Source organism: Vulcanisaeta souniana JCM 11219 (assembly GCF_026000775.1).
Classification (GTDB): domain Archaea; phylum Thermoproteota; class Thermoprotei; order Thermoproteales; family Thermocladiaceae; genus Vulcanisaeta; species Vulcanisaeta souniana.
In genome coordinates this window covers 973,730-997,329 of record NZ_AP026830.1, presented here as the reverse complement: position 1 = coordinate 997,329, position 23,600 = coordinate 973,730, and the positions used below count along the sequence as shown (strand labels likewise).

Annotated in this window: 25 protein-coding genes; 14 read left to right on the top strand and 11 right to left on the bottom strand. The window is 44.5% G+C overall.

What is annotated here, in order from left to right; translation table 11 throughout:
* Positions 1-7: 7 nt before the first annotated feature.
* Entirely contained in the window at positions 8-1,171 is a 1,164-nt protein-coding gene (locus Vsou_RS05355) for an LUD domain-containing protein (protein WP_188602339.1), read from the bottom strand.
* Between the two features lie 55 nt (positions 1,172-1,226).
* Positions 1,227-2,225 (bottom strand): AIR synthase family protein, encoded by a 999-nt coding sequence (locus tag Vsou_RS05350; RefSeq protein ID WP_188602340.1) that lies wholly within the window; start codon positions 2,223-2,225, stop codon positions 1,227-1,229.
* An 85-nt stretch (positions 2,226-2,310) separates the two neighbouring features.
* On the opposite strand from Vsou_RS05350, the gene ilvA reads away from it, so the two are divergent.
* From ilvA to Vsou_RS05335, 3 genes are read left to right on the top strand one after another with little or no spacing between them, the layout of a single operon-like run.
* Positions 2,311-3,549, top strand: a complete 1,239-nt coding sequence (gene ilvA, locus Vsou_RS05345; RefSeq protein ID WP_188602341.1) for a threonine ammonia-lyase — start codon at positions 2,311-2,313, stop codon at positions 3,547-3,549.
* A gap of 32 nt (positions 3,550-3,581) precedes the next feature.
* Complete coding sequence (locus Vsou_RS05340) at positions 3,582-3,968, top strand: RidA family protein (protein WP_188602342.1); 387 nt, start codon at positions 3,582-3,584, stop codon at positions 3,966-3,968.
* A 57-nt stretch (positions 3,969-4,025) separates the two neighbouring features.
* Positions 4,026-4,772, top strand: coding sequence for a PD-(D/E)XK nuclease family protein (locus Vsou_RS05335; RefSeq protein ID WP_229709663.1), 747 nt, complete (start codon positions 4,026-4,028; stop codon positions 4,770-4,772).
* Between the two features lie 8 nt (positions 4,773-4,780).
* On the opposite strand, the gene Vsou_RS05330 is transcribed toward Vsou_RS05335, so the two are convergent.
* Positions 4,781-5,245 (bottom strand): hypothetical protein, encoded by a 465-nt coding sequence (locus Vsou_RS05330; protein WP_188602343.1) that lies wholly within the window; start codon positions 5,243-5,245, stop codon positions 4,781-4,783.
* Positions 5,246-5,329: 84 nt separating this feature from the next.
* On the opposite strand from Vsou_RS05330, the gene Vsou_RS05325 reads away from it, so the two are divergent.
* Together Vsou_RS05325 and Vsou_RS05320 are read left to right on the top strand one after the other, a co-directional pair.
* Complete coding sequence (locus Vsou_RS05325; protein ID WP_188602344.1) at positions 5,330-6,595, top strand: molybdopterin molybdotransferase MoeA; 1,266 nt, start codon at positions 5,330-5,332, stop codon at positions 6,593-6,595.
* A gap of 36 nt (positions 6,596-6,631) precedes the next feature.
* The gene (locus Vsou_RS05320) at positions 6,632-7,093 is read left to right on the top strand and encodes a hypothetical protein (RefSeq protein ID WP_054843186.1); all 462 of its coding nucleotides are present in this window, start codon (positions 6,632-6,634) and stop codon (positions 7,091-7,093) included.
* 17 nt (positions 7,094-7,110) lie between these two features.
* Here the strand turns inward: Vsou_RS05320 and Vsou_RS05315 are convergent, their stop codons facing one another.
* Complete coding sequence (locus tag Vsou_RS05315; RefSeq protein ID WP_188602345.1) at positions 7,111-8,526, bottom strand: DNA double-strand break repair nuclease NurA; 1,416 nt, start codon at positions 8,524-8,526, stop codon at positions 7,111-7,113.
* A 132-nt stretch (positions 8,527-8,658) separates the two neighbouring features.
* Here Vsou_RS05315 and Vsou_RS05310 point away from each other — a divergent pair, with 132 nt between their 5' ends.
* From Vsou_RS05310 to Vsou_RS05285, 6 genes are all read left to right on the top strand, one after another.
* A complete protein-coding gene (locus tag Vsou_RS05310; RefSeq protein ID WP_188602625.1) occupies positions 8,659-9,405 on the top strand; it encodes a hypothetical protein in 747 nt (248 codons plus the stop codon).
* Positions 9,406-9,462: 57 nt separating this feature from the next.
* Positions 9,463-10,287, top strand: coding sequence for a thioredoxin family protein (locus Vsou_RS05305; RefSeq protein WP_188602346.1), 825 nt, complete (start codon positions 9,463-9,465; stop codon positions 10,285-10,287).
* A 23-nt stretch (positions 10,288-10,310) separates the two neighbouring features.
* The gene (locus tag Vsou_RS05300; RefSeq protein WP_188602347.1) at positions 10,311-12,026 is read left to right on the top strand and encodes a radical SAM protein; all 1,716 of its coding nucleotides are present in this window, start codon (positions 10,311-10,313) and stop codon (positions 12,024-12,026) included.
* Between the two features lie 51 nt (positions 12,027-12,077).
* Positions 12,078-12,473, top strand: coding sequence for a HEPN domain-containing protein (locus tag Vsou_RS05295; protein WP_013336096.1), 396 nt, complete (start codon positions 12,078-12,080; stop codon positions 12,471-12,473).
* Positions 12,446-12,874: a nucleotidyltransferase domain-containing protein gene (locus Vsou_RS05290; protein WP_188602348.1), complete on the top strand. Its 429-nt coding sequence runs from the start codon at positions 12,446-12,448 to the stop codon at positions 12,872-12,874. Before Vsou_RS05295 ends, Vsou_RS05290 begins: the two co-directional genes overlap by 28 nt.
* A gap of 64 nt (positions 12,875-12,938) precedes the next feature.
* Positions 12,939-13,895: a hypothetical protein gene (locus Vsou_RS05285; protein WP_188602349.1), complete on the top strand. Its 957-nt coding sequence runs from the start codon at positions 12,939-12,941 to the stop codon at positions 13,893-13,895.
* Positions 13,896-13,933: 38 nt separating this feature from the next.
* Here Vsou_RS05285 and Vsou_RS05280 read toward each other — a convergent pair whose 3' ends face one another.
* Positions 13,934-14,458 (bottom strand): hypothetical protein, encoded by a 525-nt coding sequence (locus Vsou_RS05280; protein WP_188602350.1) that lies wholly within the window; start codon positions 14,456-14,458, stop codon positions 13,934-13,936.
* Between the two features lie 94 nt (positions 14,459-14,552).
* On the opposite strand from Vsou_RS05280, the gene Vsou_RS05275 reads away from it, so the two are divergent.
* Positions 14,553-15,134: a hypothetical protein gene (locus Vsou_RS05275; protein ID WP_229709665.1), complete on the top strand. Its 582-nt coding sequence runs from the start codon at positions 14,553-14,555 to the stop codon at positions 15,132-15,134.
* Between the two features lie 188 nt (positions 15,135-15,322).
* Complete coding sequence (locus tag Vsou_RS05270) at positions 15,323-17,041, top strand: DUF2057 domain-containing protein (RefSeq protein ID WP_188602351.1); 1,719 nt, start codon at positions 15,323-15,325, stop codon at positions 17,039-17,041.
* A gap of 36 nt (positions 17,042-17,077) precedes the next feature.
* Here Vsou_RS05270 and Vsou_RS05265 read toward each other — a convergent pair whose 3' ends face one another.
* The 4 genes from Vsou_RS05265 to Vsou_RS05250 all read right to left on the bottom strand — a co-directional run bounded on the left by Vsou_RS05265 (position 17,078) and on the right by Vsou_RS05250 (position 21,900).
* Positions 17,078-17,689 (bottom strand): MarC family protein, encoded by a 612-nt coding sequence (locus tag Vsou_RS05265; RefSeq protein ID WP_229709666.1) that lies wholly within the window; start codon positions 17,687-17,689, stop codon positions 17,078-17,080.
* Between the two features lie 284 nt (positions 17,690-17,973).
* On the bottom strand, positions 17,974-19,125 hold the full coding sequence (locus tag Vsou_RS05260) for a cobalamin-independent methionine synthase II family protein (protein WP_188602352.1): 1,152 nt from the start codon (positions 19,123-19,125) through the stop codon (positions 17,974-17,976).
* Positions 19,126-19,243: 118 nt separating this feature from the next.
* The gene (locus Vsou_RS05255) at positions 19,244-20,317 is read right to left on the bottom strand and encodes an asparagine synthetase A (RefSeq protein ID WP_188602353.1); all 1,074 of its coding nucleotides are present in this window, start codon (positions 20,315-20,317) and stop codon (positions 19,244-19,246) included.
* Positions 20,318-20,394: 77 nt separating this feature from the next.
* Complete coding sequence (locus Vsou_RS05250; protein ID WP_188602354.1) at positions 20,395-21,900, bottom strand: cobyric acid synthase; 1,506 nt, start codon at positions 21,898-21,900, stop codon at positions 20,395-20,397.
* Between the two features lie 78 nt (positions 21,901-21,978).
* Between Vsou_RS05250 and Vsou_RS05245 the strand changes: the two genes are divergently transcribed.
* Positions 21,979-22,566 (top strand): MarR family transcriptional regulator, encoded by a 588-nt coding sequence (locus Vsou_RS05245; protein WP_188602355.1) that lies wholly within the window; start codon positions 21,979-21,981, stop codon positions 22,564-22,566.
* Here Vsou_RS05245 and Vsou_RS05240 read toward each other — a convergent pair.
* On the bottom strand, positions 22,513-22,815 hold the full coding sequence (locus tag Vsou_RS05240; protein ID WP_229709668.1) for a winged helix-turn-helix domain-containing protein: 303 nt from the start codon (positions 22,813-22,815) through the stop codon (positions 22,513-22,515). The genes Vsou_RS05245 and Vsou_RS05240 overlap by 54 nt on opposite strands.
* Positions 22,816-22,959: 144 nt before the next feature.
* Positions 22,960-23,517 (bottom strand): DUF4382 domain-containing protein, encoded by a 558-nt coding sequence (locus Vsou_RS05235; protein WP_188602356.1) that lies wholly within the window; start codon positions 23,515-23,517, stop codon positions 22,960-22,962.
* Positions 23,518-23,600 lie beyond the last annotated feature (83 nt).

The following is a 23,600-nucleotide window of genomic DNA, read 5'->3' as shown; positions in this document are numbered from 1 at the left end:
CTTAATATTATTTCTTCATTACTTGTTTTAGGTATTCACCCTTAACGTGAAGTATTAATTTAGGTAGGTTAATCCCCATTGGACAAACATCCTTGCAGTTACCTGAATGAGCGCATAACATGGCTGCGGGGCCGGCTTCTGTTACGCCCCTAGTTACTGCAGTCCATGGAATGCCCATCGGCCCTGTGTATGGTGGCTTACCAAATCTTGGTCCTATGGCCCAGTATGTGGGACAATGCATGCTGCATCGACCGCACCTTACACATAGTAGTATCTCCCAAAGCACGGGATCCTTCGCTGCCTTCATTCTTCCATTGTCAAGTAGGATCATGTAAAACTCCTTGGGTCCCTGGGCAGGAGAGACCCTGAACATCTCCACATCAGCTGTGCTACTTGGTCCAGCGGTTAAATTCACATAGGTCGGCGGGTAAAGTCCAGCATATGCCGACTGCACGAGTGTCTCAACCATTGCGTAGTATAGTGTGGGTACGATTTTCTCGATACCGTCATACACAATATGCACTGGGGGTAATACGCTTGTCATCCTTATGTTACCCTCATTTTCAACGAGCAATACGGCACCCGTGTCAGCCGCTATGGCGTTTGCCCCAGTGATGCCCACATTAGCCCTGAGGAACTTATCCCTAAGGAACTCCCTGGCCCTCTGCGCAACTGCCACTGGATCCGGTGGAACTTCGATTCCAAGTTTCTCCTTCATTACCTCGGCAATCCTCTCCTTGGTCATGTGAAGAGCTGGAGCAAGTATATGACTTGGTTCCTCATTAGCCACCTGCACCAGGAATTCTCCAAGGTCGGTCTCCCAAACCTCATTACCCAGCTTCTCCAGGTATGGCCTAAGCCCCGTCTCAGTAGCCACGTTATTCTTGCTCATAACAATAACCTTGCTATTACCCACGATTTTTCCCACGATTTCCTTAGCCTCATCAGGCGTTTCAGCGAGGTAAAACCTACCGCCTATTTTTTCCACAGACTTCCTGGTCAAGTCTATGTAATAATCGAAGTTCTTAATTACCTCCTCCTTCGCCTTCCTAAGCTCCTTAGCTAGGTCCAGTAGGTATGGGTGTTTCTTTAGTATTTCGAAAACCGATACGTTGGCTAACTTCGCCCTATTTATTGCGACGTCCCAATTCGGTGGCGCCAAGACCTCCATATTGGTATATACTTTTAATTCATGTATTTAAATATGAAATCTAACCACAATGTATTTACCCACCGTATTTTCTGTGCCATAGTCCCATCACATCGTCCTCAATGAACCCATTGACCTCATTAACTATTCTGTCATCCTTAACAACCTCAATACTGGGCTTACCCTCCACCACTTCACCAATTATTGAATAATTAATGCCCAGTTTGCTCAGTTTAACGCCAGCTGTGTGTATGCGTTCCCTTGGTATTGTAGCCACCAGAGCGCCTGAGCTGAGTGATGCAAGTGGATCCATGTTTAATGCACTAAATATTTGCCGTGTCTCAGGGAGTATGGGTACCTTATCAATATCGATTCTTAGCTTAACATCACTGGCCTCCGCGATCTCAAGCAAGCCTTGGAGCAGGCCTCCCTCTGTCGGATCATGCATTGCACTGGCAAGGTCGGCAATCTCAAGGGCCTCCCTAACAACACTTACCTCTTTAACAAATCCCTTCGCCCTGTTAATAACTTCCCTAGGCACGCCCCTCCTCACTAACTCATTCTCAAAGTCGGTGGCTAAGACCGCAGTGCCCTCCAGGGCTATGTACTTAGTCACAAGCACTAAATCACCGGGTTTAGCCCCTGAGGTAGTTACGTAGTGCTCACCAACGCCTATGGCGGTTGTTGATGCAATGACTCTATCAATACCTGGCGTTATTTCCGTGTGCCCACCAATTAATGAACCATTCAATTCCGCCAAAGCCCTATTGACATCAATCATTATTTTCTCAATATCACCCTCATTAATGCCATGGGGTAGTAATAGCGTCAGTAAGAACCACCTTGGCTTAATACCTCTGACCGCAATGTCATTCGCCACAATGTTTATCGCTAGCCAACCAATACCTTCAACTGCACCTGTTATTGGATCCGTGTGTATCGCCATATACCCATTGCCGATCCTAACTATGGCCGCGTCCTCACCCACCCTAGGGCCAATGATCACATCATGATCCTCAACACCCAGGTTCGTAAAAACAATCCTCCTCAAAACATCATTACTCAACTTAACCATCAAGAAACCAGCTACCCGGTCTATATTAAAGTCATTAGTAATGACGAGGAAAGGCTTATTACAACAGTAATCGTGCTGTTAAGCCGTGGTAACCCCACGTGAGGTATACGAAAGAGCCCTTGAGGCATTGAGGATTATTAAGGATGCGCAATCAAAGGGCCTTGTACATAGGACACCATTGATCAGGTCAGAGACCCTGAGTAATGTGGCCGGCGCAAATGTTTGGTTGAAACTTGAGTCTCTTCAGAAAACAGGCTCCTTCAAAGTTAGGGGCGCTTATTTCGCAATAAATAATATCGTTAAGAGGCTTGGTGTTGGCCACGTTATCACGGCATCGGCTGGTAATCACGCCCAAGGAGTAGCTTACTCGGCAAGCCTCGTTGGTATAAAGGCAACCGTAGTCATGCCCCAATACACCCCCTGGATCAAGATAGCCAGAACCAAGAGGTATGGGGCGGACGTAATACTCCATGGGGAGTCCTATAGTGAGGCCGAGGAATACGCAACAAAACTAGCCAAGGAATTAGGCGCATACTACGTACATGCCTACAATGACATAGACGTAGTTGCGGGCCAGGGTACTATCGGGTTTGAGATCCTCGAGGACCTAAGTAATGTTGATTATGTAATAGTGCCTATTGGTGGTGGGGGCTTAATTTCCGGTATTGCCTCGGTAATTAAGACCGTAAATCCGAAGGTTAGGGTGATCGGTGTCCAAAGTGAGGGCGCACCAGGAGCCTACCTAAGTCTCAGGAACGGTAGGATTATCTCCGTAGAGAGGGTTGATACGATAGCGGATGGTATTGCTGTCAAGAGGATCGGCGACCTAACCTTTAAGCTAATGAGTGAGTTACTCGATGATATCACGCTAGTCAATGACCTAGAGATCGCTAAGGCGATCCTGACAATCGCGGAAAGCACTAAGGTAATTGCTGAGGGCGCAGGTGCGGCTAGCGTGGCTGCGTTAATTAGTAATAAGGTCAAGGTCAGTGGCAATGCGGTGGTTGTCGTGAGCGGAGGTAATATAGACATGAGTATGTTGTTTAGGGTCATTAGTAAGGCATTGGCTCTCGAGGGCAGGATCGTGAAGATAAGTGGTTTATTACCGGATAGGCCGGGCATGCTTGGTAAAGTCACTACAACCCTGGGTGAACTAGGGGTTAATGTGCTTGATGTTTTTCATGAGAGGTTTGATCCAACAATAACGCCGGGTTACGCCGAGGTATCATTCATCGTGGAACTACCACCCGAGGAGGATGCCGCGAACAAGGTCATTAGTAGGCTTAGGGAACTCGGCTTTACCTTTAATATTGAAAAGCCGTAATGCTTTAAAGGACGTGATTGTATTCATTAGTAATGCCGAGGACAACAGTGTTCACAGACAAAGCCCCCAAACCAATAGGTCCTTACTCGCAGGCAGTGCGTGTTGGTAATACCCTCTTCGTTAGTGGACAGATACCCATCGACCCATTCACGGGGCAATTAATTAAAGGCGGTATTAGGGAACAGACCGAGAGAATTCTCGAGAATATCAAAGCCATACTTGAGACTGCGGGTTATTCCCTGGTTGACGTGGCTTGGGTATTCGTGGCACTCAAGGACTTAAGTAGGTTCTCAGAGTTCAATGAGGTTTATTCAAGGTATTTCAAGGAGAACCCACCGGCGCGTATTACTGTTGAGGTGAGTAACTTACCTAGCGGCGCATTGATAGAGATATCCCTCATAGCAGTTAAGGGTGATTGAAAATAGTGAACACACGCTATTCTTATTAATGATTACATGTTGATTAGTATTGCCTTGGTGAGTGGCCCTGTAATTAGGTTTGGTAGGAATTACATAACTGTTTCCGAAATAGCCCAACAACTATATTGTGAGTATAAGCTACACCTATCGATTATTGAGGGTAAAATTCAAACCCCAGCCATGGAAATGGGGATAATAATTCACGATGAGGTTTTTAAGGGAAGTAGGGTTAGCGTGGAGGGGCTGGTGAATGCGGTTAGGAACAACGAGCTCGTAATAGCAACATTGCCATTAATGGTCAATATTAATGAAATCACCGTAATAGGTATACCAGACGCCGTGTTGTTCATGAAGGGAGTTGCCAAGGCTGTTATTGAGTTAAAGACAAGTAATAGATGGCTGGATAGACTATTTGATAGTGAGTACGTGCAGGCGCAATTATACGCGTACCTAGTAAATAAGCTGGGTTTAGGTGTGGATCCCCTGGTCATGGTAATAAAGACAAAACGCGATTCTAGTGCCACAGAGAAGTTGCGCAAAAACATATACTCCGCAGCAATTAAGTATTTAGTGAGCACCATGGAGGTTCCTGCCAAGGTTAAGTTTAGGGATTTCGTGATCTATATTAATGGGTTTGATAGGTCAATAGAGGCCCATCTTAAATGGGCCTTGGATTACTGGCTAATGCATAGAGAGCCAGGGGCATCGCCGACAATTGGTAAATGCGCTACGTGTGAATTTAACGATAGATGCCCATTCAGGGTTTACACGCCTAGTAATGCGGATGTACGGGATAGGACCTAGGCCCTATGCTACTCCTCAGCGACCTCGTTATATCTCTGAATACGCTTAAGGTTCATACGCCTTAATACTGATAATACTTGATCAATGTATTTATTCACCTCGATCTCGTTTAATCTCCTATCCCTAATTATTACCTCCATAACCTTGGCATAGTTCTTATATTCCTCATTTAGTTTCTTCCAGGGTATACCCCTCAGTGACTGCATTAAATTCTCATTAATCGGTAATAACTTCTTAATCATTAGGAATGAGACTATTGGATAACCAACGTAACCCCTATACACAGTCCCATTATCTGTACTGTCGACCTCCCTTCTAGAGACATCCACATAGACTTTATATGTCCTGGTTCCATCCGATGATCGAACCAGCGCCTCATTCTCGTTAACTACCTCAATCCTGCCATCAGCAATGGCCCCAAGGGCCTCAAGAACCTTAATCCTGGGTGGTGCCCTGAGGATTGTTGAACTCACATGGATTTCAATGATTGCCTCATTTTTAAGTCATTTTAACAACCTGGTTAAAATTATATGACACCACGGCACTAGGTACTCAACATGGGCTTTAAGGAGACAATGACTGTGGACCAGGTCCTTAATGAAGTGATTAAGTACATTAGGCACGTGCCTAGGATTATTGAGATGGCAATAACCGAGGCGCTTAATAAGTACTTAGCTGAGGATGTAACGGCTAGGTTTGATGTACCTGGATTTAATAGATCAGCGGTTGATGGTTATGCGGTCAGGAGCGTGGACACCTTTGGGGCGTCACCAACCAATCCAATAACACTAAGGGTAATTGGATTCATGGCGGTTGGCGATGACCCAAGCAAGTATGTCCTGAATCCCGGTGAAGCCGTTGAAATTAGCACGGGTGCCCCATTGCCAATTAATGCTGATGCAGTAGTGATGTATGAGGATTCACGTAGATCAGGGAACCTAGTTGAGGTATTAAGACCTGCGCCGCCAATGGGTAATGTATCAAGGAGGGGGGAGGACGTCAGGGCTAATGAAACAATGCTTAGGAGGGGTATGAAATTGCTCCCCTGGGACCTAGGGGTGTTGGCGTCAATGGGCATTTATAAAGTTAGGGTATTTTCACCGAGGATCGCGATAATAAGCACTGGTAATGAGTTAATCGAGGTAGTTGATGCACCAATAAATGGGCCACCGCCTGGTAAGGTAATTAATAGCTCTAGGTTCGTAATAGATGGATTGCTCAGATCCCTTGGTTGCGAACCAATGTATCTGGGTATTGTGGGTGATGATGAGGATGGGATCGCTAGGATCGTGGGTAATGCCCTTGGGGATCACGATGCCGTGATAACTACGGGGGGTGTGTCGGTAGGTAAGGTTGACTATACAATAAAGGCAGTGATGAGATTAAACCCTGAGTACATAAGCCACGGCCTTTCAATTAGGCCCGGAAAACCAAATAGTATCGCGGTGGTTAATGGTAAGCCAGTATTCATGCTCAGCGGATTCCCTGTTGCCGCCGCAACTGGGTTTGATGTTCTCGTGAGACCAGTGCTGCTCCATATGATGAACGCTACTGATGATCCTAAACCCACCGTTAGGGGCATTCTTACAAGGAGAGTGTCAACGCCTGTAAATACCAGGTCCTTTGTGAGAGTTATGGCTTACATGGGTAAAGACGGCAAGGTATACGTAGAACCACTGGCATTGACGGGAAGCGGGGTGTTAAGCACGTTAGTTAGGGGTAACGGTATCCTCGTAATCCCTGAAAATAGGGAAGGGTTTGATGAGGGTGATGAGGTGGAGGTCATTCTGAACAGGCCATTGTTTATTGAAAAACCACAATAAGATAGCTTTTTAACCCGTTACCTAGCCTTGAAGGTAATGTCGTCATCGATTCCTGAGTACCTAAGATCGTCAATTAAAGTTAAGGAGATCGTCAACGGCGTAGAGATCAATTCATTTAAGGTACCTCCACATAAGTTTTTCGTTAATGAGGAATTGGCATACCTATCCCTGCCTCTGAACATTGATGAGAAGATCCTCATCAATAAAATAAATGAGTTAAAGCTTGGCAGAAAAACCATAGAGAAGTTATATGCCATAAGGCTTGATACGGAACCATGGCAATACAATGAACTCGAACTACCTGACTTAGTAAATAATGAGGTTGATGGCACATCGCTGGAGGGCAGGGGTAATATTGTGTTTTCAGCGTATATCCATGTTAATGATATAAAGAATTTCCTGAAAATAGTTGCCTTTAAGTACGTAAGCTACATAGAGATAAATATTGTCAGATTGGCAGGTTACCAAGGAGTTATTAGATACTTAGTGCATTTCTGAATTAATCAAAGGTGACTTTATTCCTGGGCATCCTCCGATTGAGGACTCAAGTCAATGTTAAACGCCATACCAAACCTCCTCTTTGTTTGGATCCTTAACTTATTCACAGCCGCCATGGTATATTCTAGAAATTGATCCTCGCCGAAATTAGCATACTCATGAGCAAGCCATAATAACTTGTTGTAATGTATGGGATCCCTATACATATCCATAAGCAGGGCTAGGTGCTCACTAATATCGATCTTATCATAAAATAATTTCCAGGGAACACTATGATTAAATAATGGCCAGTCGTAGTAAGGTATTTCAACGGCCATTGGGGCATCATTATCATGAAACTTAACATACATCATTAATATCCTTGGGAACTCCGTTAATGCGCGCCTAACGATACCGAGTTCCTCATCAATGTTTAGGTTTCCGTAATCATCGACAGTCCTTAATCCAGCGCTATCCTCTATCCTATCCCTAATGAACTTAAGCAAATTGTCTATTTGAATCAGTGATTTGTGATTTAGGTAGGCGTCCATTGCACCTATTAATAACTTCCTAGTTATCCCAACCCTAACACCCTGCATCCTAATTAACTCCTCAAGAAGCATCATGTCAGATATTGATTGGCTTAACGCCATTCTAATACCCACCCTTATTAAATCCCTGTGGGAACCGTTGTAATTCTTAGCCAATGCTATTAACTTGTTTCTATAGTTTCTAATCCATACAACGCTATACCAATCAATACCTCTATTAAGTATATCAAGGAGTTCCTTGTTAATATTAACAAAGGGCACGTCGCTAAGTATTATTTCCTTTAGGGCCTTAAATAATATGTAATCCTTATAAATCTTCAATTTAGAATCTTTAGACATAAAAATAACATTAACGCCGAGTTCCCTAGCCCTATCAAGAACGTTATATAGGTTCTCCAAGGCCCTAATAACCTCAGGTATATAGTAAAGGTCTAGGAATCCCTTTGTTAGGATGAGTTCGTGGATCAATGCCGTAATCTTTGCGTATAAACTGCCATCCAGTAGTAAAAAGTCGTATTTACCCCTCTCAATGGCTCTCAAGGCGACTTCGCCCTCCACGTATGACAATAGCACCCACTTGATGGCTGGTGTGAATACTGGAACCCAATTAACAACGACATCCTTTATGGGTTGCTCACCGGTGTTATTGACGGCTATCGCCCTAGCAATTATGATGGCGCTACCATCCCTAAGCTCAAGTTCCCTAACTCCGCCATCAACGGCTGTGGCCTTAGTCTCACTGTGCCTACTAGGTGTTGGTAATGGTTTCCATAGATCCTTAATGTCGCTGGCTTCAATGAATTTACTCAAAGCGTTATGCATGGTACCTGCCCTTCCTAATCCACGGTCATTACCCAACTCCGTAAGTCTTTTGTAGTAAATGTCATAAAATATATCAGCCACTAAGTGCCTACCCTGCATCACACTATAATAATTTTTGCTTACTCACATACTGCTGGGTACAGCGTAAGTTTTAGTGTTGTGTTGAGTAAACATTTATTAATGGGCAGGCATGGAAGGCTTTGGTCATTGATTATGAACTTAAGGTACGTAGTAATAGCCGTTGTGGTAGTGGTAATAGTAGTAATAGGCGTTGCCCTCATGCTTTACATGCCTAGAACAACCGGCCCAAGCTTCAATGAATTACTTACACTAACAAATAGTAACACCTACACGGTTAATTACAACTATTATATTTACTCAAATATAGCTGGTCAATCAAATACTGAGAATTATCTCTTTACGTATAGCCAGAGGGGGACCACTGACAGGTATATCTTTGTTACCACAACGAGTTACCCACAAACGAGCCTTTACATAGTAACCACGCAACTAAGCAATGGAACAATACTGCAGTGCATAGTAGAACCCATAGGCGCTGGCTGCTCCGCTGTTAACCAAACCTTCAACCTAGTTAACCTCGCATTACCTGTAATTAACTCATCAAGGTTCACATTTACAGGCACGCAAAAAATACTTGGTTACAATACCTACTGTTACGCATCAAGGAATACAACAACACTAGGCTCCATAATGCCCAGCGCAATAGAGTCAGGCCTTGGCTCATTACCGGTGAATATAACGAGTGAGGTATGCATGACACAGGATGGAGTACCACTCCTGGTAAAACTAAGTATATTCGGGTCATTAAGCGTCAGTGGTTACTCGGCACCCATAAACATGACACAGATGTTACAAGCAACCAATGTTCAAGACGGAACCTACCTAAGTAGCAATGCTACATTACTACTCGGTAAGTTGGGCGTAAACATGACAGGCTGAAAAATTAATTAACAACAGCAACTACCTTAAAAACAAAGCTTAATTGGTCGCAGAACTGTGAGTACGCCTAATATCGAGATTTTCATACACCCCACCTGTAGCACATGCCACACACTAACCAGACTACTCAAGCAGTGGGGTTACTTGGATAAGGTTAAGGTGATAGACACGTCGAAGGATCCCTACACTGCCATGGAAAGAGGCGTTAGGTCAGTACCGAGCGTGTTCATTAACGGTGAGTTAGTGTTTGCAGGAATCGTTGATTTCAAGAAACTCAAGGCATTACTTGACGGCGAGTACTTAAGTCAGAGGTTTGAGGGTGATTTAAGGGAGCTTGAGGAGAGATTCTTCAGGGGTATCCTCGATAGCGTAGCAACGGCGTTATGGCTATACGTTAATGAGGACTGCGATGCCTTTCTCAGGGATAAGGAATTCGTAATGGCAATAACGAACCTATCGGTGTATAGTGATCGTGAGGAGCTATACAATGAGCTACGTAAGTACCTAAGCAATGCTAATACGTGCAAAGAAGCCATAAGGAACAGGGAGGACAAGTTCCTGGCCGTGATCACCAGGAACTTCGCAAGGGAGATTTACTGGCTGCATAACAGGTTCCTTAATTGGAACGAGGTTTCCAAATTATACAGTAGGGAAGTTATTGCCCACTGGATGATCATACGTAGTGCACTCGGTAGGGTTGGTCTTAGGGCATACCCGATTAGTAATGAGAGGTTCAGTGAAAAGGTTGAGAAGGTCCGCATATACATGAGCCACGCTTTTGAGGAATCCATGAGGCAGGTCATTGATGAACAGACGAATATATTCAGTGATCTAGAATATGTTGAGGTCATTGATAATGTAATGAAAAACATAAAGAAATAGTGACCCAGAGACTCACCAGAAACATGGAGCGGGTAGTAATACTTGACGGCTATACAGATGAGCCGGCGGGGCTGGGTGTACCACCTTACTTAGACGTTTATTCACGTTATGTCGCTGGCGCCGTGTGGAGCGTGGACAAGTCCATTGATGTTAGGTACTTCACGATAGACCAAGTCAGGGGTGATTGGGCAGGCTTTGTTAAGATTGCCAATGAGGCCAGGGTACTCATTGTCATAGCCGGCATCGTAACACCGGGTAAGTACCTCGGTGGTGAACCCATAAGGCTTGAGGAGACTGAAAGAATCGCCAACATAATTACTGGGCCCATAAAAATCCTCGGAGGCCCAGTGGCCAGGTTTGGCTATGGTTCAGCAGGTGGTACAATAGCAATACCAAGGAGTAGGTTTCAGAGGTACTATGATCTGGTGGTCACGGGCGACGTGGACCTGGTCACCTACGAGTTACTGAGGAATAATTATCAATCATCAAAGGTCTCACCTGCACTTACGCATATTGACTATGGATTAATTAATAAATTCGCCGTGCTTGGCGCCCGCATAGTCACTCAACATCCTAATTATGGCGGAAACCTAATCATCGAGCTTGAGACATATAAGTCCTGCCCAAGGTACATCAGTGGTGGGTGTTCCTTCTGCGCCACCGTTAGGTATGGCCCAGTTAAGTATAGGGATGCTAAGGCGATTGTTGAGGAGGTTAAGGCATTGTACAGCCTTGGCGTTAGGCACTTCAGGCTTGGTAGACAGGCCGACTTCTACACCTACATGGCCCATGACACCGGCAAACTGGACTTCCCAAGACCTAATCCGGAGGCCATTGAGAGCCTACTCGTCGGCATTAGAAATGCGGCGCCAGAGTTAGAAACCCTACACATCGATAATGTTAACCCGGGCACCATAGTTCGTTGGCCCATGGAGAGTCTGAGAGTTACGAAAATACTGATGAAGTACCACACGCCGGGTGATGTTGCGGCAATGGGTATCGAGACTGCTGACCCGAGGGTTGTTAAGTTGAATAACCTCAAGGTGATGCCTGACGAGACCTACTTCGCGGTTAAGACGATAAGTGAATTGGGGAGGGTTAGGGGTTGGAACGGCATGCCCGAGTTATTGCCCGGTATAAACTTCGTCATTGGTTTGCCTGGTGAGACCAGGGAGACCTTCAGGTTGAATATTGAGTTCCTTAAGAAATTGCTGGATAACGATGTTTGGGTTAGGAGGGTCAACATCAGGCAGGTCCTCGTACTACCACCAACACCACTATGGAGCCAGGCCGACGACATTAAGCAACTGCTGAGGGAGCATAGGAGGTACTTCCTAGCCTTTAAGTATTGGGTTAGGAGGTACTTCGACCATGAGATGCTTAGGAGGGTTGTGCCGAGGGGTGCGGTATTGAGGAGGGTGTTTACGGAAGTTCATTATGGGAATGGGACGTATGCAAGGCAGGTTGGTTCATACCCACTATTGATCTACATACCCACCAAGATAGAGCTTGGGAGGTGGATCGACATTGTGGTGTCGGAGCATGGCTTTAGGTCCGTGATTGGTGTGCCATACCCAGTTAACGTCAATAAGGCGCCAAAGCGATTACTCAAGTACGTACCGAGCATGAGCAGAGACGTACTAAATAGGATAATTGCGGCAAGACCAATAAGAAGTTATGAGCAATTGAAGAGCATAATAGGTGGTAATCAGGAATTGATTAAGTACCTGGCATTATAAGTCCTTACTAACAGTTATAAAAGGTCTTTATTACTAAATAAAATTGAGGAAATGCGTGAGGAGGCAGAGCAGTGGTTCAAGGAGGCTATCAGGGAGCTCGAGTTAGCACGGCACTTACTTGAAATAGGCTACCTGAACTACGCGGCATTCCATTCACATCAAGCTGCTGAGAAGGCATTGAAGGCGTTGATAATTGTAAGGCTTAGAATGTTACCGCCAAAGACCCATAACTTACTGGAACTAGCTGAGAAATTGAGGAATGGTGGTATTGCGATTGATGATGTACTTGATGATCTGAGGGATTTAAACCCGCATTACCTAGTTGCTCGTTATCCAGATGCGGCTAATGGCGTACCCAGTGAGGTTTATTCAAGGAGGGAAGCTCAGCATTGTGTTGAGTCCGCATCTAAGGTGGTCGAATGGGTGAGGAGGTTATTCATGAGTTAAGGAGGTACATTCGATGCCTAATTGAACACGGCCATAGGATTAACTCAGCCGTACTCTTCGGTTCACGCGCAAGGGATGATTGGCTGATTAATAGCGACATTGATTTATTAATTATAATCCTGAATTCAGAAAAGAGCTTCCTAGAGAGGGTCCGCGAATTCACGACTTGTTGGAACTTGGGAATAGCCCTCGAGGTCTTCCCGTACACAATCGATGAGATTAAGAGGTTAATGAATAAGGGATCTATTGCATTATACGATGCGTTGGACTACGGTATCGTGATTTACGATGATGGAACCTTTGAGAAGCTGAGGGAAGTATTTAGGAAAGCCGTTAATGAGGGTATCATTAGGAGGATTGGTGGTTGGTGGACAATACCTGAGAGGCCGATTATTGATTAATGGTAATGAGTATTTTAAGTGAACAGCCGGAGTTAAAAAAGATCCACAATGAAACTTAGTAATGATGGGCATGGACTTAAAATGGAAGAAGATAGGCATTATAACGATACCGGCGGTGCTCGCTATAGTAATGATTACAATACTGGCAGCATATACTATGAACCCGGTGCAGGCATATAACTCCTTAACACCGGCATATGTATTTAACGTAGTCGCAAACTTCAGCGATGGAGGTATTAACCAGACGATGATGCAGGAAATGATTAGGAACACTGTCAATAGTGCACTACGTGGGTTCATTACCTTAAATAAGCCACCCTACCCAGTAGTTAATGTTAAGCTCTTCAAAAATACGTTGGTCACGTTCCAACTACCCAGCAATTATAGGTATCGATATGCATCAATCGTGGTTCATAACGATACCTTATACGTGTACTTATGGAATAATGCGAATAATTATAAGTTATACGCTATTGTAAGACGCCCAATAGCCAGCGTGAAGATAGAAATTATTTACCCACGTGAGGGAAACTTCACACCCGTTGGCGTATTAGGGGTTGAGAAGTTCTCCGTCCCATTGCCTGGATTAAACAGTGCTGATGATCCGGAGGTGTATTTTGAATATTATGAGGCCTTATGGTACATTAATAGTCAGCTTGCTGCTAATACTACGGCCGCTGGCTGGTTCTTCATAAACCCAGGAGTTTCCGTTGAGAGCATATTAGATGATGGTCATGCCCAGCCGGGATTTGGCTATGCACTATGTACGACAAATGCGCCAGGGACTAATTATGACGTTGGATCTATCGCTGCGCAAACGCAGACCGATGCAGGTTATGCGTTTTATGATTGCGGATTCACCGTTGTATTGGATAACTGGCCTTGGGTTGGCATGGACGCTAACGGCAATGTTTACTACCCAACATCATTCCCAGGCGCTAAGTCCATAGAAGCTGCATGCATATGCACTGGTGCATCATTTTACTTCCAATTACCACCGCCTTTACCTGGCGAGGGTTAATTACTTAATATTTAATAAAGCATTAAAAATATTAAAGTTTAAGGGGCCTCAAACGTTATACTCTCGTAACTACCAACTTTAAGGCCCTTCTTAACCGTTAACCTCAGTATATTCCCACCACCCAGTATGGAGCCCTCCCCGGCGAATTCATACTCAATGATCCTAAAGCCCGGTGGAAAGAGCCAAACAATCTCATAATCATACTCAGCAACCTCCTCCTCATAATAATCCTCATACCTATTAACACCACGCCTCAAATTACCCTTGAAGTATATGTAAAACTCGAGGTAGGGCCTATCGAAGGAACCCCTGAAGCCGAGGCTTACGTCAATAACCCTAGCCTTAACAACCTCACCGTTAATCTTAATCGTCTCCTCATCCAGAAAACCCTGCATATTCTCCATGACGGTCCTCAACTCATTGAGTAAACCCTCCCTATCCCTAAGCAGATTCTTGTAATAACGATCCTTATCCAGGTACTCAAAGATTAAACTCTCCCAAATACCACCATCAACTCCCATCGTGAATATTCCCTCGGCGTGTATTGGCACCGGCTCACTCATTAGGGTTAAATTGCCCTCAGGCTCAAAAGCCTTGCCATGGTTTTTACCAGGGCCTAAATAGGATTTATTAATGGCTTGATTGCTAATTACTTCTGTGGATGAGCTTATTTACGTGATTGGCCTATTGATTACGATAATAGCCTACCTGGCGGCATTCACGTATTGGTTGGGCCGAAGGTTTGAGGGTATTGATTGGAGGTTTAGGGATTTGGAGGAGAGGTTGAGTAATAAAATTAGGGAGACGGAGATTAGATTAGATGGGAGGATTAATGATTTGGAAAATAGAATAAACAGCCTAGAGAGCGGTCTTAAGTCAGCACTTATTAACGTTAATTCACTCCTTATCGAGTATATGGGGCTTAAGGGCTTGTTCTCCCAGGACGAGGTTAGGGTGTTGACTAATGAGGTGGGTAGGGTCGTTGGCATGGTTAGGGCTAACTCAATCAGTAAGGAGGAGCTCGAGTTCATAAAGTCCGTGTTCTCCAAGGACCCTGATCAAATGAGTATTGAGGAGCTTGAGAGGGTCATTGAGATCGCAAAGCGTTGGTGGGAGGACAATTCCGAAATAGCCTTCAAGGTCTTTCAAGTGGCGAGTATAGTAAGGGCGTATAAATTGTACGGAAAGAAAAGCAACAGCAATGACTGGAGACACCTTCGTATTATTAAGTCGTGGTAATCCTCGACGATCCACCCCTAATGGCATAAATGGACTTCATGAATATGTGCTTAAGTATATTTATAAGTACTTTTAGGAAATAATTAATATTCATGTAATATTAGTGTTTACTTTAGTCAATGTATTATGTTGTATGAGTTTCACGGTTACTTGAACCGATATATATATCAGTTAAACCTAGGCTAATTATGCCTCAAATAATGAGGAAGGGTGTAATGTACTTAATACCCATGTTTGTCTTGGTATTTATCACATCCCTAGTAGGTACGTTATTGAGTATAGGCGTACCCGCCGCGCCGCACATAACGATAACGGTCTTGACCCCGCGAAATAGTACTGTGGCGAATGCCTATGTGCAGGTCTTTGCGTTATTACCGCCGGGTTATGAGGAGTCGTTGGTGGAGGTGTGGAATGGTACGACTAATTCACTTGGGCAGGCCTACGTACCGTTAAGCAGTATAGCCCCAATAGCCAGGGAGTGGGTTAAGAAGGGCTTCGGTAATGCCGGCGTTGGCCTTGAGATTATAGTAACCTATGTTAATGGGACAACGCTATACTCACGATTCTACTTCACAACGTACAATCCCAGCGACCTGCTCAGCACGGCATCTCTATCAATACCATTCCTAAACTATAAATCTATGAGTATAAGGCTTGAGAGGTTGGGGACTATTAACGTGAATAGCGGCACAACCTTTAATATCCCAACACCGCCAGGACCACCGGGCTACCCATTTTGCCAATGGGAACGTGTCTGGAGCAAACAAACTAATACGACTTATATACCGCTCATATTTGCCGTGGACCAATACACTAGTAATACAAACTTTGACGGTACTGTTAATGCTGGCGTTGCGCAGTCATCATCAACAACGCTATACTTTTACGCGTCAGTGGGAATAGAAACTACTGAGTTAATGTATGAAATTGGCGGTGAATCGTTTTATCAATCCTTCAGTTACAGCTATACTGGTGATGGATTTAATTACGAATGGCCTATAGCCGCTATTTACGTGCAGGGCACACTAGGTACGGCTGAGTTCGTGGATTCATGTAACCCCAATTATTATGCTTATGAAGCCTATGTTCAAAGTGCAAATTTAAGTACGCTCTATACGACGCATCAAGTCGGTACGCAGTACATTAGTAATGCGTTGAACTTCCTGAATCAATACGTAGGTATAGTTACGGTACCATTTGATGAGTTTGACCTATCATCCGCTGGGCAAGAATATGAGTACAGTTATCTCTACATGCAAGAATACTCACAGGACTATCCATTCCTCTATGCAATACCCGTTGGCGCCATGATACTTGATTTGTTAAGTCCTGAAACCATACCATTTAACTCAGTTATTGAGGCTTCGTTATTCGCTGAGGTGCAGACGCAATCAGTAAGTGTTACGTATAGCCTTATTGCAATTATTAATCATCAAAATGAGCTAGTTTATGGCGACTTATTGGGGATAGGCGCTAATGTTCATTATGAATACAATGGTCAGAACTTCTACCCGGTACTTAGTGGCTTTTATGTTGAACCGCCAGGCAGTTATTCCGCATCGACGAATGTGGTTGCATGGGGTCCTAGCACTGTTTCGGCGCCTGATTGCTTACCTCCACCGACAGTTACCTATGACGTTAATGTCTATATTGATAATTCTCCACTACTTGTGCCGGGAGGTACGATTACGTACTACGTTTATAATGAGGTCAATGGGCAATTAGCTGCCTCGGGCACGATTAACGTGCCTTTCCACCAAACGGCTCAGCTAAGTATATCATTACCGCCTGGTCAATATAAAATTGAGTTTTACTACAACGGCTATATAACTCAGGAGGGTACAATTACGTTTTATTCCTCAGGACCGGCGATTATATACACCAACGTGCAGGCAACGCCCTGCTAACGGTTGAGTTAGGATTAGTGGAGTTTAGAGTTAAAATCACGTTATGTGCAGTGATTCTATGTAGTTTGTTACTCCGGTTAGTATCATTCCTATGGCTAGTGCGGCTATTATTAGGCTCATGAACCTACCCAACACCTTAAGTGTGTTGCTACCTAGTCTCTTTAGTAGTGGTTGTGAGAACCTAATCACTAGGTACGTGAAGGCTGAGCTTATTAATGCGGCTATTATGACCTCGTAGATTGGGTATAGTGCCGAGAAGAGTATTAATTCGGTTATTGTACCAGGTCCAACAAGTAGTGGCGTCACTATTGGCACTAACACGAATTCCTCAGGCTCCTTAACGGCACCAATAGCCCTGGGCCCGCCGACCATGAGGGTCTCCATAGCAATGCCCATGAGCAATACGCCGCCGGCGATCCTGAAGGCATCGAGGTTTACACCGAAGGCCTGCAGTATGTACCTACCGCCAACCGCGAATATCACCATCAGCAGTGGTATGCTAATACCAACTAATCGATAAACCCTCCTTAATTGTTCCCGTTCCATGTTTATTATGTATATAGATAGTGTTGGTATGGCACCTATTGGGTTGAGGATGGCTATTAACTGGCCAGTCATGTTTAAAATGTCTATTAGGGCTCCAGACACGGTGAGTCAACGCCTAATAACTATAATAACCTTTCACTAATATATTCCAAGGAATATATTGCCATTAAACTCGGTGGGATAAGGCGATAATCTAATCAATAATGGCATTAAAGCGTAAAAACCACTTAGGAGCCTTGTGGTATTGTAGCAGGGTGATGATGAACTGGGAACTGACTAGTGACGATGAGTATCCTAACTGACCCATGCCTGGGGTTTATTTTGATCAGTAAGGATGACGTTCTTCATTTTATCAAGCCGGTTCGTACTCATCACGAAGAAATACTCTACTTATCACCATACTTCTTCCTTAATATTCTTGCTGCCTCGGTCATTGAACGAATCTTGGAGAAGGCTATCCTCCTCTCAAACTTCCTATACATACCAGGTGCAAAACCACAGTCTGGATTTAGCCATATTCTCCTCGGATCAAGAACCTTCACAACTCTCTCAGCCCTTTGGACAACGATTTGCGGATCCTCAATCTGCGGATTCCTGACGTCAATGACGCCGAGCCCAAGCTCCTTATCGCTGGGTAAATCCTTAGCAAATACTGCGGGGTCGCCACTGCCTGGGCTTGCGTACTCAAGCACGTATTGCTTAACCTTTATGTCATAAACCTCGGGTGCCAGTCTCTCGAAGCCTATTCCATAGAATGGTGAGTCTGGGTTTGGCCACCTATCCATGTGCATCCCGATCCTCACTCCGTCAATTCCTTTAATTGTCTCATTTACCAAATCCCTGGCAAGGTAGAGTTCATTCTTGAAGCCCCTGTACTTCTGTCCATGTATTGCCTCAATGACCTTTCTATATCTATCAGGTTCGTTCTCCTTTGCCTCCGTTAAGTCGCCAAGCATTGGTTCATCGAGTTGGATGAAGTCCACGCCGGCGTCCCTAAGCCTAATTATTTCCTGCCTAAGTACCTTGCTGTAGTCCTTGGCTAAATCCTCGGGTTGTGGGTATACTTGCCTTGAGTACTTGGCATCCCAGGTCTCCCACATGATTAGGTATGGACTTGGTAATGTGATCTTAACTCCCCTGTCTGTGACGGACCTAGTGAACTTGAATTCATCAAGGGCTATTACGGAGTCCCTGATCTGCTCAACAGCCACAGCTCTCCAGTAGGTTAACTGGGCCTTGTATTGTTTCATTATTTCTATTGCCCTTGGGTTTATGTCAGTCACGTAAATTAACTTAAACCCAGGTATCTTCTGCCCCACGAATGCAACAAAACTGGTTCTCCTTTGCTCACCGTCAGTTAACACATCAAGTCCTGCCAACTCCTCCTCCTTAACCGTCAACTTGACAGCATCATCCAGGTACTCATCAAGTTCCTCCTTACTGATCTCACCCTTGCTGTACTTGTCAAAATTCTCGATTAACCACCTTGGCCTTGGGAAACTACCAACCACGGATGTTGTGAAGGTCAACCCCTGCATTACTCTCCCTGAACTACTTAGTTTATAAAGTATTACGCCAACCCACCCCATGTACCTACTCGGTATATAGGGTTCTCAATAAGTGGTGATCAACGAGCTCCTTATTTCTTAGCCAAAATTATGGTGCTGGCCCTAAACCGGCCAACTTGGGGTATGGTCTAGCCTCCCAAACAGCCCTTAAGCCGCATACGTACCTGGTCAGTCTCTCCACGCCTATACCGAAGCCAGCGGTCTTCAATGGGTATGACTCCCTAAGCATCTCAAGGTACCACCTATACTTATTTGGGTCCTCACCGCTTTCCCTCATCCTTGCAATGACTCTAGCCGGCTCATACTCACGCTCAGCACCGCTAATTGCCTCGCCAAAGCCCTCTGGGTATAGCATGTCGAAGTCCCTGAGTATACCAGGTTTCTGTGGATCCTCCCTGTCGTAGAATCCCCTGGCGCCCTTTGGGTAGTCAATTATGAAGAGCGGATTCTCATGGTAAGCAGAAAGAAGCTTCTCACACTCCCACCTAATTTCAGTGTTCTGTGGATTCTTACAGCCTAGCTTATTAACGAGTTCCACAGCCTCCCTATGCGTATATCTCCTGAGCGGTTTCTTGAAGTCTGGGAGCTGCCTATTGAGTTTTGTCTCGAGTTCCTTGCCATAACTCTCCTTAACTCGCTTAACCACGTATATGATCATGTCCTCGGCTAAATCAATAACTTGGTCGTAAGTTGCATCATAAACCTCAAGGTCAAGTTGATAGAACTCAACTAGATGCCTGCCGGTGAAGACGCTATCGTTTGGTTCAAACCTAATGTTTGGGCTTAGGAAGTATATCTTACCAAGTGACGCAGCCATGTACTGCTTATAGAGTATGGCGCTGGACATGACCTTATACTCCATGCCGTAGAAATCCACGGTAGCTTGCTTCGCACCCCTAATCCCTGGGTCAGTCACCGGGCCAATTATTGGCGCAAGGACCTCAGTAAAGCCCCTAGAATTGAGGAACTCACGGAGCGAATCTATTACCTCTGCCTGAACCTTAAAGACGAGCTTATACTTATCCTCCCTGGCCCACTTCCATGAGTGGGAAAGCCATTCTTTAAGGAACTCCAGGTACTTGTCCTGGTCCGAGGCCATTTTTTCGAACTCTAAGATGGATGGGTGGAAGTATGGTTCCCTCCTCTCTGGTTGCTTATCCATATGGTACTGCTAAAATAGGCATCACTTTTAAGTATACCTTAATAATTAACAATAAATACCCGCATAAAATAGTAAATTCAGTTATCATTAACCATAAAGTCAATATCTAACTTATCTTCAATTATTGATGCTAATCTATCAACTTGACTTAATAATAACTCAATGCTTGATGAAGCCGAGGAATTACGCCTAGGTAATCCAGCCAGTTCCCTCGCCATGTTCAGCACAAAACTCCTAAAGTTGGGATCACCAAGTGAATCATGTAGCGTAATACCCACAATTAATTCCTTCTCCCTAAGCACGCCATCCAACTGCTTAGTTGTCTTTCCATTTCTTTCCGTTATCATTATAAGTGGTTCATCACCAGCATACTGTGGAACACCCCTATGTATTTCATAACCCCTGATACCCACATTCTCCAATTCACCCCTCAAACCAACAGCCCTTGATAATGATACCACCTTATCAATGCCGTAAATTGTGTTGGTGTCAACGAAACCAAGTCCACGATAATCCCCTGGAATCCCGGCCTCAACGCCATAAGGATCACTTAACAACTTACCCATGGCTTGAAAACCACCGCATATGCCCAGAATGACTGCCGAGCCTCTTATCCTAGCCAATTCCTTATCCATACCTGTCCTCCTCATCCAATCAAGGCTCGCAACTACATTCTTAGAGCCAGGCAGGATAATGAGGTGCGGATCACCGAGCTCCCTGGGATCCCTGACTATCCTCACGGTAACATCGTCCTCAAGGATCAATGGGTATACATCATTAAAGTTGGATATGTATGGGTATGCTATTAAGGCTATGTTAAGCGGACCATTACCAATTGGCCTTAGGTCCATTGAGTCCTCAGGCCATAGCCATAAATCATCTACATACGGCAAAACACCAAGAACAGGCTTCCCAGTCTTCTTCTCAAGCCACTTTATGGCGGTACTCAGTAACTTCTCATCACCCCTGAATTTATTAATAATAAACCCCTTAACCAGTTTCCTCCATCCAGGCGGTAGTGACTTAATTAGACCAAGACCCTGAATGAATGAACCACCCCTATCGATATCGAGAACCACAAATACACCGGCATCAAGCCACTCCGCCGGCCTAAAGTTAGCAAGGTCCCTACTTGCCAGGTTGGGTTCGTAGGCCGACCCAGCACCCTCACCAACCACTAGGTCAAACTCATCCTTAAGTCTACGTATACTCGACTTAACGGCATTAATTGCCAGGTGCCTGATTGCGTCATCATTAAGATATTCATTGAAGGATAATTGGGCCCTTGGTTTACCGAGTATTATGTACTCAGCTCTATCGCTAGTCATTGGTTTTATTAGGATTGGATTGTGATGGACACTAGGCATTAGGCCAGCCACGTATGCCTGCATTGCCTGGGCCAGCGCTATTTCGCCGCCCTCAATGGATGGGTAGCTATTGAGTGACATGTTCTGCGCCTTAAATGGCGTCACGTGAAGGCTCCTCCTACTCAGTACCCTAAGTAATGCGCTTACTATTGCGGTTTTTCCTGAATCACTCATTGTTGACACTATGTACAGATTCACTGCAGTCTTGATGCTCATTGGGGTAAAAATAATCTTTGCCCTAAGGAAAGAAAGAAAATTTAAGTACTAAGTAATAATTAATGATTTGGGGTTGCTATGGTCGACATTCCATCGATGAGAAACCACAGGTTATGGGCCGGCATAGCGCTCATGGCATTATCAGTATACCTAGTAATCAAGTTATACAATAACCTATTCCTAAACTTGAGGGTTCCTGTGGTTGCCGTAGGCCCTGACGGCGCACTTAAGGTAATTGGTTCAATACAGCCATTCACAAGTCCTGTCCTTGCATACGATATCATAATGACCATGATATTGACATCCGTATTATCATCAATAGCGTCCGTACTAATATACTCATCCATAATCGCTAGATATAAGCATGCAGATAATAACATACAGGGTAGCGTAATAGGCAATGACGGTAATGTAGTAATAAGAAGCATTACACTGACTAGTCTTGAGAAGAGGGCATTGCTGTTGATTCAGAGGAGGGGTGGTATGATGACCCAGGCAGAACTCGGTCGTGAACTTGGCTTAAGTAAGTACCAGGTTTCCAGGCTTGTCAAGAGACTTGAGACTAAGGGTGTTATTGAAAGAAAGAGGGCTGGTGTAACTAATGTTTTAATCCTACGTAATGGTTTTAATGCTACCCTGAATAAGGCCGGTAAGGGCAAGGACTAATTCATCCCTAGCACCACGGGAATTAACCAGCAACTCCATCCCCTTCTTACTGAGGTAAACGCTTGATGAATCCCACCTAATTAAGCCAAGGCTCTTTAGCTCATTTAAGTAACGTATTAACCTATCATAGGGCACGCCGACCATCATCGCAAGCCTACTCAACCTATCACAATTCCCCATCCTGTCTAGGGATAGCATTATGTCCGCATATATCTCAATCCTAGTCCTAGGTCTCTTCCTATACATCATTGATAAGGATAACACTGCAACAGTCTTTAACCATATCGTAAAGGCGCACAGGCAACTAAACGGCAACTCTATTGCAACCTTTAGAAGCGGTTGCAAAAACACGAAGACTGATTTTAATGGTACCGGGACCTCAAGGAAGACCTTCTATGAATGTCTCTTAACAGACACATGAATAACCGGGACTACGACGCACTTACCATTGCCAGTAATAACGACACTATTTACAGCACCAAAGTCAACTGTGACATCGTAGCTAGTTCCATTAACAACCATAGGACTTGGCCCAAGCGGCACTTCAAACCTACCGCTTGGTAATGTGCAGTTGTAGGTCTGTCCATTGACCACAGCTTGAACACCAGTAACGTATAGGCGTATTATGTTGTACGTACCATTAGTTAATGAGCACTGGGCGGCTAATTGACTGGTATTAACGAGCTGAGCTAGATCAAAGCTTGTCTTGGTCAGACTGCAGGTTATCCAGGTATTATTGCCACCACCCTCATTGTGAAAGGCAATCTCATTAATTATTACGTACAAGTGATCAACTTTCATGGTTTTATCGGTTAAGTAAACATAGACTTGACTCGCCGGACTTGTTGGTCCGCCAGGTGTTATGCCTATGCCATGACTACTGAGCATTAGGTATACAATTGCTCCTATCACTATTATCACTACTATAGTCCCCACAACCCAACCCTTCATTTAAATCACCAATGTACATTGTCTCTGTTATTTAAAAGATGTATCGATAAAACCTTCATGGAATTTCCGTGGAAGGCGCTATT